Consider the following 16,905-nt stretch of genomic DNA (forward strand, 5'->3'; position numbering starts at 1 on the left):
CAAAAAGCTCCCTGCCTATGGAGGCGGGGAGCTTTGCAAAAAGGTTACTTGGCTGCTAAGGGTTAAAAGTCGGTATCCAGACCTAGACGGTGCTTCATCTCGTTCAGCACCGGAAATTTCCCGGCCAAATACTCAAACTTATCCGACGAAGTGTAGAGGCGTTTGCCGGTTTGCACCTGCTCAATTACTTCCGTTTGAATGGTAAGCGAACGGTAGCCCGTGCGTTGGCGCAGGGCCAACAGAAACTCTGGCTTAAACGAGTTGAACTGGTCGAGCTGCACCGGGTTTTCGAGCTGCAGGCGAATTACGTGCTGCTCATCGGCCTGAATGGGCCGGTTCAGCGTCATGAACTCGCTCATGCTGATCTGCTTCCGGCTTTCGGCCAGCTCGCGCCACACTTGCTGCAGCATGGCTTGGTTGATGGTGCCTGTAACCGGTGCAGCGGCTTCTTCTTCCAGCACCGCCGCCGCAGTTTCCTGCCGCTGCGTAGCCTGCGCTTTCACGGCTTGCAGGTTCAGCTTCGGAATGGCCAGCGGCTTGGGTGCGGGGCGGGCGCTGCTAGGTGCCGCCGACGCAATTGGCTCGGGGGCAGCTACCAGCGGGCGGCTGCCCGGCTCGTGGCCGGCCACGCTGGGGCGGCCGGTTTCTACGTGCGGGAGAGTATCAACCAACTGCCGGCGCGTAGAGGGCGTTTCTTCCCGCTCCGTTTCGATACTGGGCGTGGGGTGCATTTCTACCACTCCGCTTTGCACCGGCACAATAGGCTCGGGAGCAGCAGGGGCAGAGGCCGTTACGCCGTGGGCTTTAGGGTAGGCGGGAGCAGCGGCTTCGCGTGCTGTCGGTGTCGGTGCATGGCCGTTGGCCGCATAGCTATTGCCATTGCTAGTAGGAGTAGTGGCCGGCGCAGCAGGAGCTACTGCATCAGTTTTTTTTTTAGCCTCGCCGTTGCCCGACGAAGCTAGCTGCGCGCCCGCAACCAAATCCTGGGTGAGCTGCACGGCGTTGCGCAGGTAAGCCAGCTTCATCAAGGCCAGCTCTACGTGCAGGCGCTGGTTTTTGGCAGCTTTAAAATCCCGGTCGCACTGGCTGAGCAGGTTCAGGCCGGTTACCAAAAAGCTAAGCGGCGCTTGGCGGGCCTGGTCGGCGTAGCGCTGGCGCAAGCCTTCCGATACCTCTAGCAGTTGCACGGTTTGCGGATCCTTGCACACCAGCAAGCCGCGCAGGTGCTCGGCCGCGCCAATTACAAACTGGTGCAGGTCGAAGCCATTCTGAACCACCTCCTCGAGCAGCAACAGCGTAGCCGAGAGGTTTTGGGTTAGGCAGGCTTCGGTAAGGCGAAAATAGTACTCGTAATCAAGTACGTGCAGGTTTTGCACCACCGCGCGGTAGCTCAGCTGATGACCCGAGAACGTCACCATCTGGTCAAAAATGCTGAGCGCGTCGCGCAGGCCACCGTCGGCTTTCTGCGCAATCAGGTGCAGCGCATCGTCTTCAGCCGTTACCTGCTCCTTGCCGGCAATGTAGCCTAGGTGGCCAACAATGTCGTCGAGCTTGATGCGGTTAAAGTCGAAGATCTGGCAGCGCGACAAGATGGTGGGGATAATCTTGTGGCGCTCGGTAGTAGCCAGAATAAAAATGGCGTAGCCCGGCGGTTCCTCCAGCGTTTTCAGGAAGGCGTTGAAAGCCGCGTTCGAGAGCATGTGCACCTCGTCGATGATGTACACCTTGTAGCGGCCCTGCTGCGGCGCGTAGCGCACCTGCTCCACGAGCGAGCGAATATCCTCCACGGAGTTGTTGGAGGCCGCATCCAGTTCGTGCACGTTAAACGAGGCGTTCTGGTTGAAGGCGCGGCACGAGTCGCACTCGTTGCAGGCCTCGGCCTCGGGCGTGAGGTTGGTGCAGTTAATGGTTTTGGCCAGAATGCGGGCGCAGGTGGTTTTGCCCACTCCGCGCGGACCGCAAAACAGGAACGCCTGAGCCAAATGGCCGGTAACAATGGCGTTTTGCAGCGTGGTGGTCACGTGCTGTTGCCCTACTACACTGCGAAACGTAGCGGGGCGGTACTTCCGGGCCGAAACAACGAAATTCTCCATAACGAGTCTCACAAAGATACGCATTCAGCAGTGCGCTTCCGCGCCTTCTCCTGTGGTACCGGGCATTGCTGTGGGCACCCAGCAGCAAGTAGTAATTATCGTTGATCGGCAGTTCTAGCTTACCAAAGAATTGTATATAAAGTGCTAATCGGCAGTTTGTTGCAGGAGATGTCCTTCTTCATTTGCTCGTGACAAAGTATGCCACGTATTCAAACTGTACAGCATACTAGTGTGGTGCTAACGCAGCGGAAGAGTAGGTAGTGAAGGATGAATTTTACTGACGAGTTTATGAATATTGAAACAAATACTTGTGTTTGTCGAATAATGTAACTATGTTCATATACTGTTGAAGTTACTCTAGTTGAATGCATTCAACAGTTCACCACATCTCACCCAAAACATCTTCTATGAGAACAGCTTCTACTTCATTCTCGCGGTGGCTTTTGCCAGTTTATGTGCTGCTTGCTTTGTATTGCTTGGCGGCAGCCGCAACCACTGAGTGGCAGGAGTACCGCAGTTGGGCCGACATGGGTTCGTACCTAAGCCTAACCGATTTTGCAGCTTGGAATATGGCTAGCTCGCAGCAAGCCGTGCTCTTGCTCACCGTGCCTTCGGTGGTCCTTACTGCTTTGGTGCTGGCCTTGTTCCGATACCTGCCGGTTTCGGTACCCAGAGGGCCGTTGTGGGTAGTACTAGCCTGCCACATAGTAGTTTGGGCAGCGTTCATCTTGGCCCGTGTGCCGTTGGCTGCAGTAGTGAGCCAAAGCGAGTTGGTAAATCTGTTGCTGCAAAGCGACTGGATGCGCAAACTGACGTTGCTGATTGAAGCCCCAATGGCTGTTTACATGGCTTACCGTGCCTATGGGGCTAATCTGTGGCACGCCCAGCCGGCTTCGTTGCTGCGTACCCGCGGCAACACGCCTGCCATGAGTTAGCCTGATTAACATTGGGTATGGCCATCCGGGCGAGCCGGTTCTGTGCTTGTACAGAACCGGCTCGCCCGGAAACTTTTTGCCCTGTTTCGTCCGTTATTCATCTGCTTGCGTACCTTCGCAACCCCGCTTACCACGGCGGGTCGTTCTTACACAATTGGGGCTGACCGGAATTGACAGCTCGTGCAGGTCGCGAGTAAGCGTGTCGAGAGTTGGGTGAATCTCTCGCCAACAAATCATCCGAACAACAACTGGCGAGTATAGCTACGCCATGGCTGCCTAGTCTAGGTACTAAGCAATAGCCATCATCCCGCATCCGTCTGCCTTATCACGGATGAGCACGGGGTGTCGAAAGAATAAGGATTGCCTAGGTGGCGCTGCGACGCCTAGGTGAACCTCTAGCAGATAAGGGTAACTCACAGGCCTGACGGGCGCCTAGGTTACCTCGAACAAATTAAGCTCGGATACACACGTAGAAAGCTCGACGGTCTCCTTGTCTGGACCAGGGTTCGACTCCCTGCAGCTCCACAATAAACCCTCCTTACGCCACCGTGGGGAGGGTTTTCTGTTTCTGGGGGTACAGCTAGGGGTACACCTGGTATAAACCCGGCCTAATCTCTATCTTTGGTGGCGCCCTGAGCTGAGTTGTGCTAGCATCCGCTTAGACGCTTAAAGCCCCGCTGCCTAGTCGATAGGAGTGGGGCTTTTCTATTGCCGCTGAACAGCCAGAAAAAAAGATGTTTTTAGGCGTGCATTAACTACACTTGCTGCACGAATCAAACAGCACTGCTCTCTAAAATGGAAGCACCCGCAACTATTCTCATGAATCAAGCAATAGTCCACTTAGTAAGACTTATCGATGCTTTTGAAGAAAATGAGGGCTGCTGGAAGAATTGGAGGGATTCATTGTTTGATCGCGAGTATCTAACGAGTGAATACAACGAGGATTTGGAAGCAATGAAGAAGTGCTATGAAAGCTCAAGACAGATTCAAGCAGAAATCCCGGGTGCCGCTGCGGCAGTGCTTACAGAATTGCCATCGGCTGTACAGTGGGCTGTAAAGGACTTTTCCAGAACATACCTGCTTACAGAGAGTAAAATATTTCAGTATTTCATTACAAAAGAAGGAGAGAAGATAACCGCATACCGTAAAACGAATCCATCCTATGATGAAGGCATCCTAGCTAGGTGACCAAACACCTATGCCTAGCACCCGTGCTTACATCTTGCTTAGTCACCACTACTACCGGGGGCGCTCGTCAAAACTTTACTTGGTAGCTCCTCATCCCCTGGAGCAAGCGTGGAAAGCCAGGCGGGAAGTGAAAGCCAATGGAGGCGAAGTGCTGTTCTGTGATGCGCCGCAGCGGGCCAAGCCGTACCAGTTAATCAAGTGGGTAGGGCAGCATGTTAATAATGCGGGCTTCCACAATAGTGCGGGCTACACCAACTATCAACGCATAGAGAAACCAATGCGCGGCGTGGGCTCGGTGCAGGAGTCTTGGGCTACTGCAGTGGCAGCGCTGGGCAATCCTGTCGAAGTGCTAGTAGTGCGGGTATGAACCGGATTTGCGCATTTTTGAATTAAGAAGTATAAATAATAAAGACACTGCTTCACTAATGAAAAAAACAGTGGCAATAGGCTTTATCTTATTGGTGTTAATCCCGGCTCATGTAGCCGTAAGCAATTTTCACAATAACAATATGATTGGCTCATTTGTGAGCTGTAATGGCCGAGATATTCCTCAAGACTTTATCAATTCAATAAATGAATTAAAGTATGTGACGGATCGTAATAACAAAGACATAGATACCAATAATCTTGATGATATGTACTACAATAGGGCTTTCATTTATGCACTAGAAGACTATACAAGCAAAAGTAATTGCTTTGATGTGGATAGGTATAATCATGATTTGTTTCAGGCTGCTTACATAGCTAAATACAACAAGTTTTGCGCTGTTGTTCTTGAAAGCGAAGGATTGTTTAAGATGAGATTGGTAAGTTCTTTTCAAAAACACAGGATCAAGTACAATCCTCTTAGCGTTGATAAGGTGTATGATGTGATGTTAGCTGGGTACAGCAAATTCAAAAACGGAAATATTAATACTTATACTGAGAACTACATTCCTGATACGCCTTGGAACAGAGAGCTAGGATACACCACAAGTAAGGTTCCGCATAAGTATAGATTTAATGCTTTTTCAAGGAACGGTAATCTTATCACAACTATCCGGTAAGGTTAGCAATAAATAAGGCTCCAGCTTTTCGCCAGAGCCTTTTGCTACGCTTTGTTTGTATGAGCCTCAAGCTTAGTCTGTATCCGCTCCAGCCATTCAAGCTCTTCATCAGTAAGTATACTGAGGTCGTATTGTGGCTGCGCTTTGATGGTAGCGTTTACATCAACCGCTGAGCGGTCCTTGTACTTCTCGGGGCGGTGCGCCTTCAGCAGCGTAACGGCTAGCGTGTCGCTGAAAACCGGCTCGCAGTAGGGCTCTCCCGTTACCGGGTGAGGAATAGACTTGCCGTCTTTGGTGAACTGGTAGCTGATGTTTTCGCCCTTGGCCCGGGCCCAGCAAGCTTCTTCCAGGCTGTCGACTCCTTCTTCCAAAGCTTCTTCCCATTCAGCGGCAAATTCGGGATCTGCTTTGCGGCATTGCCGGGCCCATTCACGGCTGATTCCCGCTACGCGGGCCGCACGACTGATGTTAGGCGACTGGCTTAGCGCTTCTAGGAAGGGCTTGCGCCAAGCTGCTAGTGGCCGATCTTCGGCGGGTTGGGGTAAGGTATTTTCGTTGCTCATATGTTGATGCGTTGGTTAAGAATGCAGCTGCTTGGTTGGTCTGCGTGCCTTGATTAGTGGCCGCGTGGCTAGCGGCCTACCGTTGCTGATGATGGTAATGCTTTTCACGGGTGCGGCTTATGAGCTTGAGTTGCGAGAGAAAAAGAAACAGGGAGTGAGCCTGTGTAAGGCCCGCTCCGCATGGCCTTAGAAGGTGGGCACGTCCACGACGTTGGCAGCCTCGATGCGCGGGTTTTGCACGTAATTGCTGGTAATGCTCATGGCCACGTCCAGCCAGCAGGGGAAGTTGACGGCAATGTTCCACGTAGCCATTGGCGCTGTCTCCGTTCCGAAGTAAGCTTCCACGCGGTCGGTGTATACCCACAGCGCAAAGTCCCAGGTAGCACCCGGCGTAGAGGTGAAGGGGCGAATGGTGCCGAGCGACTGCGCAAACGTCCACTTGTTGAACTCCGAGCCGCCGAACTCAAGGCCGATTTTCAAGTCGGTAAAGCTGGTCCCAGTAGGCGCGTCGCTAATGCCGATGAACATGGAGCCTGTTTGCCCAGTCGTGACGTACTGAATGCCGCGCAGCCCCGGTATGCCTTTGTAATCCGTAGCGCTGGCGCCAATGCCTTTCGTCGTGGTTGCCCCGCCGGCGTAGGAGGCGTTGCCATTGATGCCTACGCGCTTGTTGGCTGCGTCGTAAGTGGCAATGCCGGCCACGTTTTTCCAGTCAATGGCCTGGATGGAAGATGTAGGCGGAGCTGCCGCGCCGTAAGTGCTGCGGTCAGGCAGGGCCACGCCTTTAGTCAAGTTCAGGATGTAGTCGGCTACGATGCGGCCCAGCACGTCGAATCCTTTGTCTTTCAGATGCACGAGCATGTGGCGGTTGCCGCCGGTTTCGCCGTAGTATGGGTTGTTGTCGGCCAAGTAGCCCGTGACATCGTAGGAGCCGCCAATAAGGGGGCTGGTCAGGATGGGCTGGTATGAAGAGTAATCAGTATCCCCCCCGAAGTCTGCTGCGCCTTGCGAACCAATCAGCGACTTGCCGCCGTCGAGGTCGATGTAGGTTGCGCCCAACGCCGCCAACTCGTTTTTCAAGCGTAGGTTGGTGGCTTTGTGCAAGCGGCCTTCCTGGTCCCAACCCGAGCCCCAACCGGGTACGACAGTTTTGGGCAGCGTGCTAATCCAGAACACCTTCCAGGCACCGGCGGCGTAGCACTGCTGCACCCATTGCTTCACCTTGTCAACGTAGGCGTTGCCGCCGGCCGTTAGGCTTTGCGTGGCCTTGTCCCAGAAGCCCTGGTCGCCCAGCGAGTTGGTGCCTTCCATGCCCACAACGATGTTGCCGCGCCCGCTCACCATGCGGTTAGTGACGCGGTTGGCAAAATCACCCAGCATGTTGTCGATGCCCCAGCCCGACACGCCGCCGTTGTAGTGCAGGTAGTCGCCTTCACCCGAAAGGAAGGCAGCCGTACGCGCTGGGTACGAATCGCCCCGGTGCTCTACGTTGGAGTTGCCGCCGTAAATGACGTTGTAGGTAGAAAAGGTAGGGGCAGCAACGGCGCTAATAGCCGGGCTAGGCGCCCAGGATGAAGCATTGCGGCCCGTGGCGGCCTTTACGCGGAACTCCCATTTACCAGCGGCATGTGCGCTGTTATCGATGCTCTGTGCCGCGTAAGGCTGGGCAGCCCCGCCACTCACGCGGTATTCCAGCTCAGTGGTGCCGAGCGCGTGCGTAGCGGAGAGTACGCGGGTGCTGGTGTTGAAGCTAACCGTGGGGGCGGCGGGCGTAGTATTGGCGGGTGGTGTGGTAGCTATGGGCGTGCACACGAGCTGGCCTTGCGCCTGCTGCAGCGCGGCGTTATAAGCCTTTGTGTTGGCCTCGGCCTGGGTGCTGCCGCTGTACTGGCCGGCTCCCACGGTAATCGTCTTGCTGCCTGTGTAGCCGCTGCCGCAAGTAGCGGTGGCCGTCTGTACGGTGTTGTATACCGGGCCCGTGGTTGAGCCCCCCGATTGCAGCTTGTTCACTACGCTAATCAGTTGGTTCAAGCGGTCTACAATCTGGTTGACGTCGTCCGCTGAAATCTCCGTGCTGGGGTCCATGACCGGTACCAGGTCCTGTTTCGGTACTATGTTTAAGGGTTCAATCATCTTGATTGGTGGAGTTGGGGTGAAGGGTGGTTAGGGGCCGCCGCAGGCTTGGACTCCGGAGCGGCGGCCTCTAGCCAATGGGTATTACTTGCGGGCTAGCTTGCTCTCGAACTTGCCGCCCTTGATGCGCTCCAGGTTGCTGTAGATCATGTGCTCATTGGGCACAATGGGCCCGTCGTGGCTTTCGCTCTTGAAGTAGTCGGCCAGCTTGCCAAACGCTTGGTAAATCGAAGCGCTACTATCCCGGGAGGAATGAATCATTTCACGCGCCATCTCCAGCTCCTTGCCTAGCTTTTGGAAGTAGGCCAGCACGTGCTCGTTGCCCTTCCAATTGAAAGTGTGCTTGTCGAGGTATGCTGCTAGGTTCAAGCCAAATTCAGAAGCGAAAGTGGACAACGGCATTTCTCGTTCGGGCATCATCAAGCCGGATCCGGCACTGATCATGATGCGGCTGAAGGCCGTTTTAATGGCCGCTACTTGCTTCTCGATCTGCTCGACTACCTCGTAGCCGTCCAGGTTAATGGTTTCGGCTACGAGCTTCTCTTGCGCCTCTTCGGTGCGCAGCATTTCAAAGCGCATTTTCAGGCCCGCGTCAACCGTGAGCAGCTGGGCAAAGAGCTTGTTGCGAATGGCCGTTTTCAGAGTGGGCACACATACTGAAAGGGGTAGCTCGTTAGCCTCGAGCAGTTGGCGGTAGGTGGCGCACTGTTCGATGAAAGCGCGCTGGGCGGTTTGGGCTTGTTGGTTTTCCTGTTGGGTCAACATGAGGTATTATGGGTTTGAAAGTGAAAGTCAGTTGAGGCGAGAGGCTAGCCAGCTGGGCGGGCCCCGGTCTGCAGCAGGGCGGCTAGTGCTCATTCCAGCTCGGCGGAAAGCCTTCCCATTGCGTGAGCAGCAGGTCAGCTAGGTCAATGCCTTGCTGTTTCTGCTCTTCGGTTGCGCCCTTCTCGAGCAGGTCGGATACTTCAATCTTGAAGCCTTGCCTGCGCAGCTTTTCGGCGGCGGCGCTCCATTCCTGGTAAGCGCGGCCGTTCTCCGAAGCATCCGGGAACAGGACGATGCCGCGGCCCCTGAGCGGCGTCAGGCGTGAATCATTGAGGTAAGACAGTGCCCCAACGGCTAGCCAAGTGAAGCCCGGGAAATATGGCGTGCACAGCACGGCCGTTTTAGGAGCCTCCACTATTGCCACCGGCATATCGAGCGGGGCGGTGGTGAGCTGCGGCAAGCCAAACAGGCAGGGGCTTTTGCTGCCCGCTTCGATGTAGTCAGTCAGCCACCCGGGCAGGGGTTGGCTTTTGCGTTGGTAGTGCGCACTAAGGGCCGTGTGTACCCAGCTGGTACGCCGGCGCACGCTGCCATCGGCGGCTACTGCTTTGACCGTGTGGCCTTCTTCATCAAACTGTACCACTTGCCCGCCGCGTACGCGCTGCTGCTCATCTACCAGCCAGAACACGCAGGCCCCGTTCCAGTAAGCAGAGGTGCCGATCTGAAAACGAAGCAGCAGCTCAGCAGCTACGCCCGCGCCGAAGTGCGACTGCAGCAAGCGAGCAAAGCGATTGCGCTCGTATTGCCCCATGGACTGCTCGAGCAGGTGCGCCGGCAAGGTGCTGGGCTTCGCCGCGGGTGCCGCTGGCTTGAGGGCGTTTCGCCCGCGCGTTAGGGTGGCAACTGGTGACAAGTGGTTAGCCGCGCGGTGCTCCTGGTGCACCCGCTCTTTGTAGCTCAGGCCGTCCGCTTCAATATGGTAGGGGCTGCGGTGGTAGCCGCACTTCTCTTCGCGGTTGCAGCGCCCGTACTCGGCTGGTAGTGCTTCGTTGGTGCGCCGATCGATGTAGGGCGCTAAGGTGCGCTTGCCGCCGCAGTTCGGGCAATCCAAGCGCGTTGCCGGGCCCCCGTAGGGACGCAGCTGGTAGCGGTAAGGCTTAGCCATAAAAAAAGATGTTTTTAGGCGTACACTTTCTGCACTAGCTGCACGCCTAAAAGGCCAGCTTCTTCCGCGCGTAAACCATGTTGCCGCCGGCAGCGCGGGTAGTCAGAAAGCCCGCTGCCTCAAGTCGCTTTTTGAAGTTTGGACTGCCCACCGGCTTGTATAGATCTTCCTTGCAGAAGAGCTGGTATTCGCGGTGCATGTCCTTCAGCGACACTTTGTAATCGGTATCGGGCACGTACTGCAACTCATCGAGGAACATGCGCACACTGTCCGAAGACTTGCGGTAATTGTCGCGCTCGGCCGCCACGGCGGCGGGCTCCGCGAAGTTTTGGCGCTGTAGCAGGCGCTCGAGCCCGGCCAGTACCCAGTTAAAGACGCCCGACAGCTCCGTGGCAATGATCTTCGCTGCTAGCTGGGTATCCTGCTCGGCGCGCGGAATGGTGACGTTAAACGGCACAATTAGGAAGCGGCGGAAATAGCCTTCGGTCTGTTCCGCGTTTCCTGGCAGGGTGTTGCAGTTGAAGATTAAGCGGGCGTAGTCGCGCAGCTCGAAAGGTTGGCCGTAGGGCAGGCGCGCTTCAATCGTTTCGCCCGAAGTCATCTGCTTAAAGCAGTTCGCTTCCAGGTTGCCGCTGATCTCCGACACGTAGTTCACCAGTTTATTAGCCAGGTTAGCACGGCTGTAGGCGGGGGGCGTGGTGAGCGACTCGAGCGAGTAGTGGCTGATGTTTTCCGGGCCTAGCAGGGCCGTTATCACTTCGTAGAACACGCTCTTGCCGTTGGCGCCACCGCCGTAGAGCAACAGGGCCCGCTCCAGCTTCAGGCGGCGATTCGATACGAACACATAGCCGATGTATTCCGCCAGCAGCTGCTGGCAGTCTGCGTCCGGTTGCACCTTATCCAAGAAGGCCTGAAACTTGGGAGCCTTAGCCGCCGGGTTGTAGGGGAAAGGCAGCTGATACAGCAGGAAGTCTTCGGCCTTAGGAGCCCGTAGCTCATTTCCCTTGGGGCTGATTACAAACGTGCCGTTGCTCAGGTTAATGCGTACCGTGTCGGGGCTGGGCTGCGGAGCGGGTAGGTAGGCCGCGTCAAGAAATTGCTTTAGCAGGAGCTCCTTAAAGCCCACGAAGCGGGCCTTGCGCTTATCTACGCCCATGCGCTCGGCTGCCATGCCCAGGAACGCGCTTAGCTTCTTTTCGCTAATGGTTTTCCAGTACGCCCCGTTATAGATATAAACAAAGGGGCTGTTTTCGTTCTTCGCAAGGCCCCAACGGTTTACGTCAGCCAAGCGCAGCACTTCTTCTACTACGCAGATAACGTAGTCGGATTGCTTCAGCTTTTCCTCTTCATCGCTTAGGCCTGCCAACTCGCGAAAGTCAACCGGCTTGATCTGCTCGAGCAGCGCGTTCAGTACTTCGTCGTGTACCAGCAAGGCAGAAGCGGCGGCGGCGTGGCTAGCCTGCTCCTTAATTTGCTGCTGTAAATTGAGGATGCTTAGGGCGGTTGGCGTAGCCGTCGCCGGTGTTTGGATTTCGGACATAGTGCCAGCTGTTCCCCGCGCCGAAGCGCCGGGGTAATGGTGGAGAAAAAGCGTTACCGGCGGTCGCTAATCGCGTAGGCCAGCTCTTTGATTTCGAGCGGGGAAAGCATCGGTGCCAGGCTGCGGATTTCGCGCCGGCGCAGAATGGCGGCCGTTTGGCCATCGGGCTGAGCAAGGCACAGGCACGGGGCGCCCGGGTGGCTCAGCTTATTCTCCAGAAGTTGGAAGTAGTACACGCCACCGTAGCCGTTTAGGCGCACGAGCAGCCACTGCCCGGACTCCAGGCTAGCCCATTTGGCAGGCGGGAACGGTTTACCGGCGTACTGGGCAGCGGCACCGGTAAAGAGCTGGAGTTGGCCTGCTGCAGTCACACCCCAGCGCGAACGATCAGGATTAGCCACGACGGCGCCCTCCTTTCTGGCTGCGTTGCTGGCTCTGCAGGCTGTTAAGAAGCTCCAGCCGTTTTATAAATGAGCGGCCACCGATTTTATGGTACGGCAGTAGCCCCTTCCGTTTCCAGGAGTGCACGCACCTTGCGCTTACATCAAGCAAAGCAGCCGCTTGATTAACTGTCAGTAGCTCTTCTGTTTCTGCCGTGGGAGCAGGTGCGCTCGTACCCGCTTGCTGCAGCTCGTAGCGGACTACCGCCCGAACCTGCTCCATTAGTTCAGCTAGGGTTATACCAGCCGTAATAATTGTGGTGTGCATGGTGCCTTTGGCCCCCATTAGTGGGAGTATACCCCTAAAAGGGCGCACCGTTCACCTGTTGCTAATAGTTGTGCACTTTTTAGCACACACCGCCACCTCAAACTGAGTTTACAGCTAATAGACAGGGTTTTATTAGCGAAAAAAAGTTCTTGCAGAGACTTGCGAGGCGGTATTAGCCTGCTGTTGAAGGTCCAGTATCCCGATCTATTTGCATCAGGTGTACCCGCAACTTCTCTTCTTTGTCGAGCATCGCCACTTCGCTACACCAGTACACTTCCTGTTTCTCCAGTTCCTCCACGCGTGTTTCTACCCGCTCCAACAGCTTCTCGAGAAGCTTGGCGCTGGGCTTTCCTGGGCACAACGCCGTAACAGTGCCGCGTGTCGAGCGGAACGTTACTTCTACCGGCTCATCGAGAATGAAGGCGCGCTGTATTTCTTTTAAAGATGCTTGCTCTGCCCGGGCTGCGTTCAGGTAAGCAACGGCCTCGTGTAGTTCTTTCTGTGCGTAGTTCATCGGTAGAGCAGATTAGCGGTTAAGGGCAGAAATGAAAGTGCAGGTACCTTCGGCGTACGCCAGCTGAAGCGATTCTTCGCGCTCATTGCGTAGGCGGTACACGTTGCGGAACCAGCGCTGCAGCTGGGCTATGCACTGGCATTGCTCAATGCTTTCGGCAGTGCGCTGGCGTTCGACAGGAGAGAAGACCGGCGAGTCTTCTACTAAGGCCAGGACGTTGGTGCGCATCGAGCGCAGCGTAGCCGCGGCCATTACGGCGCGGGCCTTTTCATCTTTGAGGCGATGCTGCTCTTTTAAGAAGTTGCCCAGCGGACCTTTGTAGCGGGGCATAGAGGCGGCAACTGTTAACGCAGTTGCGGCGGTAGCAATAGCTTGCATACCTTTATGGTTGAAAGTGAAGGAATAGGAGTTAGCGCTCCTGTTTCTGATACCCGGAGGCCACTTGTTAGCGCAGGTGGCCTCTTTCGTTTGTCACTGAGAACACGACAAAGGTAGTATACTTCTTGTGAAACACAAGTGTTTTATATGTGTATCACAAAAATATTTTGCTACATACACTAGTGTTGTATATTTGCAGTATGGATAATGATAAGCAGCAGAAGTCGCGTAAGCCCCAAATAGGGGTTGAGGTTACAGCAGAAGAGAAAGCCACTATCGAGAAGGTAGCTAAGGCTAAGGGTATGCGTGCTGCTACTCTGTTGCGCACCTTGGCTCTAGATGAAGCCCGCCGGCTTGGCATAGCTTAAATAGAAGCATGAAAAAAGCCTCAGTTGCTATACTGAGGCTTTTTTCATGCTGGATTAACTGCCTCGGTAAAAGCAGATTAAGATTTAGGAAACTTGATATTGGTAAATATCGTTATACTTGCAACGTGACCTGCCTAAGTCCTGTGACTTTTGCCGGGCCACGACAAAGCCCCCGGTTTTTAACCGGGGCATTTTTTTTATACCCTAACTATGCCTTGGGCATCGCGTCCCGAAGCCTCTTTCACACACATACTATCAAGGGTGTCGAAGAGAAGGTGAAAACCAAACTTTTTAAGGCTGCCTTTAGGGTACTCTTTTCGATATAAACAGAAGGCTATTACATCAACTGCTTGAATAAAGAAGGAGTGTGTTGATGATCTATAGAATATGTCCTCAATTACATTAGTTATTACAGGATTGTGATAGCCTCCAAATCGAGATTCTACGGGGTTGTAGACGCGCATTCCTCGCAACAGCCTCCGCAATGTGGGCTCACTTGAATCGTCAGAAACGATGATGCCTTTGCTTTTGTTCTTCTTTAAGAAGGTGTCATAGCGTTGAATTAAGCGCTTCCAAGCTAGCTCTTGCATGCCCGAGCTATACTTGGACTGGCTAATATGTTCCTTGTCTAGACAGATATTAATTAGTCTTCCATTGGGAAACATGTTGCACATTTCGGCAACGAAAAGACGAATTATGTTTACCCTATCCGACTTATGAATGCGTTTGTAAGCCTCTACTTTGTGAGGGCGAATCATTTCCGAGCTGTGAATTTCTTCGCGCTTGTTTAATCCATATGCTTTCTGGATCATTTCGCGAAACTTTACCAATCGCTGGACACACTCATTCCAGTCTTCAATGGAAATTATAAGACCGCTTAGGATAAAATGAGGCGAATTCTGTCCATTATAAGGACCAGGATCACCGCTCTCATCCACATACATTATGTACATTCTTGCCTTTGCTAAATGAGTACAACGTTAACATGGAAGTTGTGTATACCAAAGCGAAAGCAGCTATAGAGTAAGAAACGCCCCGCCGGCCGCTAAGCCAGTGGGGCGTTTCTCATTTAAGAGTTGTGTAGCATGTGTAGCTAATGCACACCTGAAAACATCTTTTTTTCTAGCCTCATCGTGGACATAAAAGCAGTACTCAGCTTATCAGGCCCACTCGAGCAGATGCTCATCATCGAAGCCGCCAAGCACTACGCCAAAGTGAAAGCTGAGCAGGAGGCGCTAGGCCAAGTATATACTGTGGCAGAGCTAGGCAAGCGTATCAAGTGCGGGAAAACGAAGGCTTACGAGCTAGTACGCGCTGGGATAATCCGCAGTCAGCAGGTGGGCGGGAGGTATATAGTAAGTGAGCGGGCAGTGAGGGAGTGGATGGGGGATATCTAATAAAATATTGACCCTTCAAATACAACTATTTTTTCACAGCACTAATCAATTCAGTAGCTGTAGTTTTTAGGGCAGTAGCTGTTTCAGCTACGCTCTTTGTCGCATCAACTAAATGTTGACTGCTCACGGGAGTTATGTTTGCCTGCTTTCCAATAGATGGAGGTGAATATATTCCTTGAATTGTATTAATTAGCATTGAAGTCTTATGATCTGCATCATGAATCATTGCTGAGTATGCGGTGACAGTTCTTGCTACAGCTGATTTGAATGCATATTCTTCCTGAAGGTTACGCTCTTTTGTATACTGTGCTATAGTAAAGTACATAAGAATAAAGGCAGGGGCAGTACGGGTGATATTTAATAAAGTAAGCGACCAGTTGAATCCAGAAGGGTCTTTGTAGCTGTTGAATATATAGATGACCCAACACAGAGCAAGCCCTGTAATAACTACTGCAGCTGCAGCCCAAATCATAGTTGGTTTAAATAACGCCTTGCTGCGTTGATCAAAGGTGTGCCCCAAAGCTCCGTCAGCAGCGTAGCCAAGTAGTTCCTCGATTCTTGATTGGCTTCCGAGTATAGATGCCTCTTTGCTTTGGGCATTGGTCAGAGTATTATCAAACGATGTTGAAGTACTCTGTAACTGAGTAATCCAGTGCTCAGACTCAGATTTCAATGTATTGAAATCATCTCTAATAGCTTCGAAAGCTTTTCTATCGGCGTTGTGAGCAGCTTTAGATTCTGCCAGCATCTGCTTTTGTTGCTCAGCGAAAGCAGCGGATGCGGCATTGTTCGTGCTGGCCTCCGTATTATGAGTTCTTATTTCGTTAAGAAGCGTGTCTGATTGTATTTGGTTTTTCAATATTGTGCCAAATTCTTGTTTTTTATCATTTATAAGGCTTTCCAAGTCGGTCTTAGCTTTTTCTAGCTCCTTGTATAATGTATTTGCTTTATTAATCGCTGATTCTAGTTCTTTCGCTGTTGCCGCATTCAAAATATTGGCTTGAGCAATTTTCAATTCGTCAATCGAATGAACTTTGTGTTTAGATTTATCCCAAAATCCTAATTGCATTTGATATCGTGCTAGCCACAATACTTGGGATTGTATATTATCAAATGAATAGCCCCCATCTAAATGCGAGACTAGATGCTGAAGGATTTGATTAAGTGAATACTGTCCTATTTCCAGATCATTGTATTGATAAGGCATGATCTGCCAGTTGCCTTTATCCAGTTCTACTCTTAATTGTTTAATAGATCTATTGGTTATTCCTATAAACTCGACAACTGTTATATCACCACCAACCATGGTGTGGCGTATGTCCTTGCTGGTATAAACTTGTTTGGCTTTGTCCGTTAGGTCAATTTGTTCAAGTTGAGTAAGAAGTTTATCAACGTTCGCTTTTTGCGGCGTGGTCATAAATTAGGTAATGGAGTAACTGATATAGCTTTGTACTATATCTATGGCCCCGCAATCTACGATGCAGCAAGTGTAGCCAATGCACGGCTAAAAAGATCTTTTTTTCTGTCGCGCTGCTTTGCCACTGTCAGCAACTCGGGAACCTAGTTAGTTTAATCAGGTCTCGCTATGCGAGTACAGTCTTGAGGCTTGAGGCAGCTACCGCTACGGTCGTGCACAATTCAGTGATAGCACTGATGTGCGATGCTGAGTGAAGGATCAACTTACTCATGAACCAAATCATTACTTCTATGCCTACTGTAGCTTCCCTCATCAAACTAGCCCCAGGGCAGAGGCTTGACCTTGAAGCAAATTTCAATGGTGAATGCGAGAATGTAGTTCTCGTAACTCAGAATGGTGCTAATCAAGTTTGTAATTGGAATAGCACCGTTCCAAGCTCATATAGGGCATCATTCACGAACAATACAACAGATAGAATTGAAACGTATGAAATCCAAGGACTCAGCAAGCAGGCGCCTGAAGGAGGGTTCCCCTTTGTAGAATCCCAGCCATACATAGTGGAAGCGTTGTGTGAAGCTCTTTCAACTACTATTGTGTTAGGATACGACGACATAGCCGGCGACCGTGATTTTAACGACGCTGTTGTCACTGCCAAAGTATCGTTATAGCGGCAGGCTCCCGTCATCACAAAGCCC

Annotated in this window: 18 protein-coding genes and 1 other RNA gene; 7 read left to right on the top strand and 12 right to left on the bottom strand. The window is 52.8% G+C overall.

Annotated elements, in window-relative coordinates; all coding sequences use genetic code 11:
* Positions 1-62: 62 nt before the first annotated feature.
* The gene (locus ASU33_RS01070; protein WP_059067282.1) at positions 63-2,093 is read right to left on the bottom strand and encodes a DNA polymerase III subunit gamma/tau; all 2,031 of its coding nucleotides are present in this window, start codon (positions 2,091-2,093) and stop codon (positions 63-65) included.
* Between the two features lie 407 nt (positions 2,094-2,500).
* On the opposite strand from ASU33_RS01070, the gene ASU33_RS01075 reads away from it, so the two are divergent.
* The 5 genes from ASU33_RS01075 to ASU33_RS01090 all read left to right on the top strand — a co-directional run bounded on the left by ASU33_RS01075 (position 2,501) and on the right by ASU33_RS01090 (position 5,262).
* The gene (locus ASU33_RS01075; protein ID WP_149866977.1) at positions 2,501-3,028 is read left to right on the top strand and encodes a hypothetical protein; all 528 of its coding nucleotides are present in this window, start codon (positions 2,501-2,503) and stop codon (positions 3,026-3,028) included.
* 156 nt (positions 3,029-3,184) lie between these two features.
* Positions 3,185-3,556, top strand: a transfer-messenger RNA (tmRNA) gene (ssrA, locus tag ASU33_RS20905).
* 267 nt (positions 3,557-3,823) lie between these two features.
* The gene (locus ASU33_RS01080) at positions 3,824-4,216 is read left to right on the top strand and encodes a hypothetical protein (protein ID WP_059067285.1); all 393 of its coding nucleotides are present in this window, start codon (positions 3,824-3,826) and stop codon (positions 4,214-4,216) included.
* Positions 4,217-4,226: 10 nt separating this feature from the next.
* Entirely contained in the window at positions 4,227-4,583 is a 357-nt protein-coding gene (locus ASU33_RS01085; protein WP_149866978.1) for a hypothetical protein, read from the top strand.
* Between the two features lie 58 nt (positions 4,584-4,641).
* Entirely contained in the window at positions 4,642-5,262 is a 621-nt protein-coding gene (locus tag ASU33_RS01090) for a hypothetical protein (RefSeq protein WP_059067289.1), read from the top strand.
* Positions 5,263-5,306: 44 nt separating this feature from the next.
* On the opposite strand, the gene ASU33_RS01095 is transcribed toward ASU33_RS01090, so the two are convergent.
* The 10 genes from ASU33_RS01095 to ASU33_RS01140 all read right to left on the bottom strand — a co-directional run bounded on the left by ASU33_RS01095 (position 5,307) and on the right by ASU33_RS01140 (position 14,349).
* Positions 5,307-5,825, bottom strand: a complete 519-nt coding sequence (locus tag ASU33_RS01095) for a hypothetical protein (RefSeq protein ID WP_059067291.1) — start codon at positions 5,823-5,825, stop codon at positions 5,307-5,309.
* A gap of 186 nt (positions 5,826-6,011) precedes the next feature.
* Positions 6,012-7,958, bottom strand: a complete 1,947-nt coding sequence (locus tag ASU33_RS01100; protein ID WP_059067293.1) for an SGNH/GDSL hydrolase family protein — start codon at positions 7,956-7,958, stop codon at positions 6,012-6,014.
* 84 nt (positions 7,959-8,042) lie between these two features.
* Entirely contained in the window at positions 8,043-8,723 is a 681-nt protein-coding gene (locus ASU33_RS01105) for a hypothetical protein (RefSeq protein WP_059067295.1), read from the bottom strand.
* Positions 8,724-8,805: 82 nt separating this feature from the next.
* Positions 8,806-9,888, bottom strand: coding sequence for a DUF6371 domain-containing protein (locus ASU33_RS01110; protein WP_059067297.1), 1,083 nt, complete (start codon positions 9,886-9,888; stop codon positions 8,806-8,808).
* A 46-nt stretch (positions 9,889-9,934) separates the two neighbouring features.
* Positions 9,935-11,428, bottom strand: a complete 1,494-nt coding sequence (locus ASU33_RS01115) for a DNA primase family protein (RefSeq protein WP_059067300.1) — start codon at positions 11,426-11,428, stop codon at positions 9,935-9,937.
* A 53-nt stretch (positions 11,429-11,481) separates the two neighbouring features.
* A complete protein-coding gene (locus ASU33_RS01120) occupies positions 11,482-11,799 on the bottom strand; it encodes a hypothetical protein (RefSeq protein WP_059067302.1) in 318 nt (105 codons plus the stop codon).
* A gap of 22 nt (positions 11,800-11,821) precedes the next feature.
* The gene (locus tag ASU33_RS21865; RefSeq protein WP_059067304.1) at positions 11,822-12,154 is read right to left on the bottom strand and encodes a helix-turn-helix domain-containing protein; all 333 of its coding nucleotides are present in this window, start codon (positions 12,152-12,154) and stop codon (positions 11,822-11,824) included.
* Positions 12,155-12,308: 154 nt separating this feature from the next.
* A complete protein-coding gene (locus ASU33_RS01130; RefSeq protein ID WP_059067306.1) occupies positions 12,309-12,650 on the bottom strand; it encodes a hypothetical protein in 342 nt (113 codons plus the stop codon).
* 12 nt (positions 12,651-12,662) lie between these two features.
* Positions 12,663-12,980 carry a hypothetical protein gene (locus tag ASU33_RS01135; RefSeq protein WP_149866979.1) on the bottom strand — a complete coding sequence of 106 codons (318 nt, stop codon included), beginning with the start codon at positions 12,978-12,980 and terminating at the stop codon, positions 12,663-12,665.
* A gap of 613 nt (positions 12,981-13,593) precedes the next feature.
* A complete protein-coding gene (locus tag ASU33_RS01140) occupies positions 13,594-14,349 on the bottom strand; it encodes a DUF3800 domain-containing protein (protein WP_059067310.1) in 756 nt (251 codons plus the stop codon).
* Positions 14,350-14,574: 225 nt separating this feature from the next.
* Here ASU33_RS01140 and ASU33_RS01145 point away from each other — a divergent pair, with 225 nt between their 5' ends.
* Positions 14,575-14,793: a helix-turn-helix domain-containing protein gene (locus ASU33_RS01145; protein ID WP_059067312.1), complete on the top strand. Its 219-nt coding sequence runs from the start codon at positions 14,575-14,577 to the stop codon at positions 14,791-14,793.
* Positions 14,794-14,818: 25 nt separating this feature from the next.
* Here ASU33_RS01145 and ASU33_RS01150 read toward each other — a convergent pair whose 3' ends face one another.
* Positions 14,819-16,210, bottom strand: a complete 1,392-nt coding sequence (locus tag ASU33_RS01150) for a hypothetical protein (RefSeq protein WP_059067314.1) — start codon at positions 16,208-16,210, stop codon at positions 14,819-14,821.
* A 269-nt stretch (positions 16,211-16,479) separates the two neighbouring features.
* Between ASU33_RS01150 and ASU33_RS21115 the strand changes: the two genes are divergently transcribed.
* Positions 16,480-16,878, top strand: coding sequence for a hypothetical protein (locus tag ASU33_RS21115; RefSeq protein WP_149866980.1), 399 nt, complete (start codon positions 16,480-16,482; stop codon positions 16,876-16,878).
* Positions 16,879-16,905: the final 27 nt, after the last annotated feature.

The organism is Solirubrum puertoriconensis, from assembly GCF_001483135.1.
Lineage (GTDB): Bacteria > Bacteroidota > Bacteroidia > Cytophagales > Hymenobacteraceae > Solirubrum > Solirubrum puertoriconensis.

What these genes read in the sequence shown, in the direction of transcription:
- ASU33_RS01070 (WP_059067282.1), bottom strand. Translation starts at nt 2,093, where the DNA reads ATGGAGAATTTCGTTGTTTCGGCCCGGAAGTACCGCCCCGCTACGTTT.
- ASU33_RS01075 (WP_149866977.1), top strand. Translation starts at nt 2,501, where the DNA reads ATGAGAACAGCTTCTACTTCATTCTCGCGGTGGCTTTTGCCAGTTTAT.
- ASU33_RS01080 (WP_059067285.1), top strand. Translation starts at nt 3,824, where the DNA reads ATGGAAGCACCCGCAACTATTCTCATGAATCAAGCAATAGTCCACTTA.
- ASU33_RS01085 (WP_149866978.1), top strand. Translation starts at nt 4,227, where the DNA reads ATGCCTAGCACCCGTGCTTACATCTTGCTTAGTCACCACTACTACCGG.
- ASU33_RS01090 (WP_059067289.1), top strand. Translation starts at nt 4,642, where the DNA reads ATGAAAAAAACAGTGGCAATAGGCTTTATCTTATTGGTGTTAATCCCG.
- ASU33_RS01095 (WP_059067291.1), bottom strand. Translation starts at nt 5,825, where the DNA reads ATGAGCAACGAAAATACCTTACCCCAACCCGCCGAAGATCGGCCACTA.
- ASU33_RS01100 (WP_059067293.1), bottom strand. Translation starts at nt 7,958, where the DNA reads ATGATTGAACCCTTAAACATAGTACCGAAACAGGACCTGGTACCGGTC.
- ASU33_RS01105 (WP_059067295.1), bottom strand. Translation starts at nt 8,723, where the DNA reads ATGTTGACCCAACAGGAAAACCAACAAGCCCAAACCGCCCAGCGCGCT.
- ASU33_RS01110 (WP_059067297.1), bottom strand. Translation starts at nt 9,888, where the DNA reads ATGGCTAAGCCTTACCGCTACCAGCTGCGTCCCTACGGGGGCCCGGCA.
- ASU33_RS01115 (WP_059067300.1), bottom strand. Translation starts at nt 11,428, where the DNA reads ATGTCCGAAATCCAAACACCGGCGACGGCTACGCCAACCGCCCTAAGC.
- ASU33_RS21865 (WP_059067304.1), bottom strand. Translation starts at nt 12,154, where the DNA reads ATGGGGGCCAAAGGCACCATGCACACCACAATTATTACGGCTGGTATA.
- ASU33_RS01130 (WP_059067306.1), bottom strand. Translation starts at nt 12,650, where the DNA reads ATGAACTACGCACAGAAAGAACTACACGAGGCCGTTGCTTACCTGAAC.
- ASU33_RS01135 (WP_149866979.1), bottom strand. Translation starts at nt 12,980, where the DNA reads ATGCCCCGCTACAAAGGTCCGCTGGGCAACTTCTTAAAAGAGCAGCAT.
- ASU33_RS01140 (WP_059067310.1), bottom strand. Translation starts at nt 14,349, where the DNA reads ATGTACATAATGTATGTGGATGAGAGCGGTGATCCTGGTCCTTATAAT.
- ASU33_RS01145 (WP_059067312.1), top strand. Translation starts at nt 14,575, where the DNA reads ATGCTCATCATCGAAGCCGCCAAGCACTACGCCAAAGTGAAAGCTGAG.
- ASU33_RS01150 (WP_059067314.1), bottom strand. Translation starts at nt 16,210, where the DNA reads ATGACCACGCCGCAAAAAGCGAACGTTGATAAACTTCTTACTCAACTT.
- ASU33_RS21115 (WP_149866980.1), top strand. Translation starts at nt 16,480, where the DNA reads ATGAACCAAATCATTACTTCTATGCCTACTGTAGCTTCCCTCATCAAA.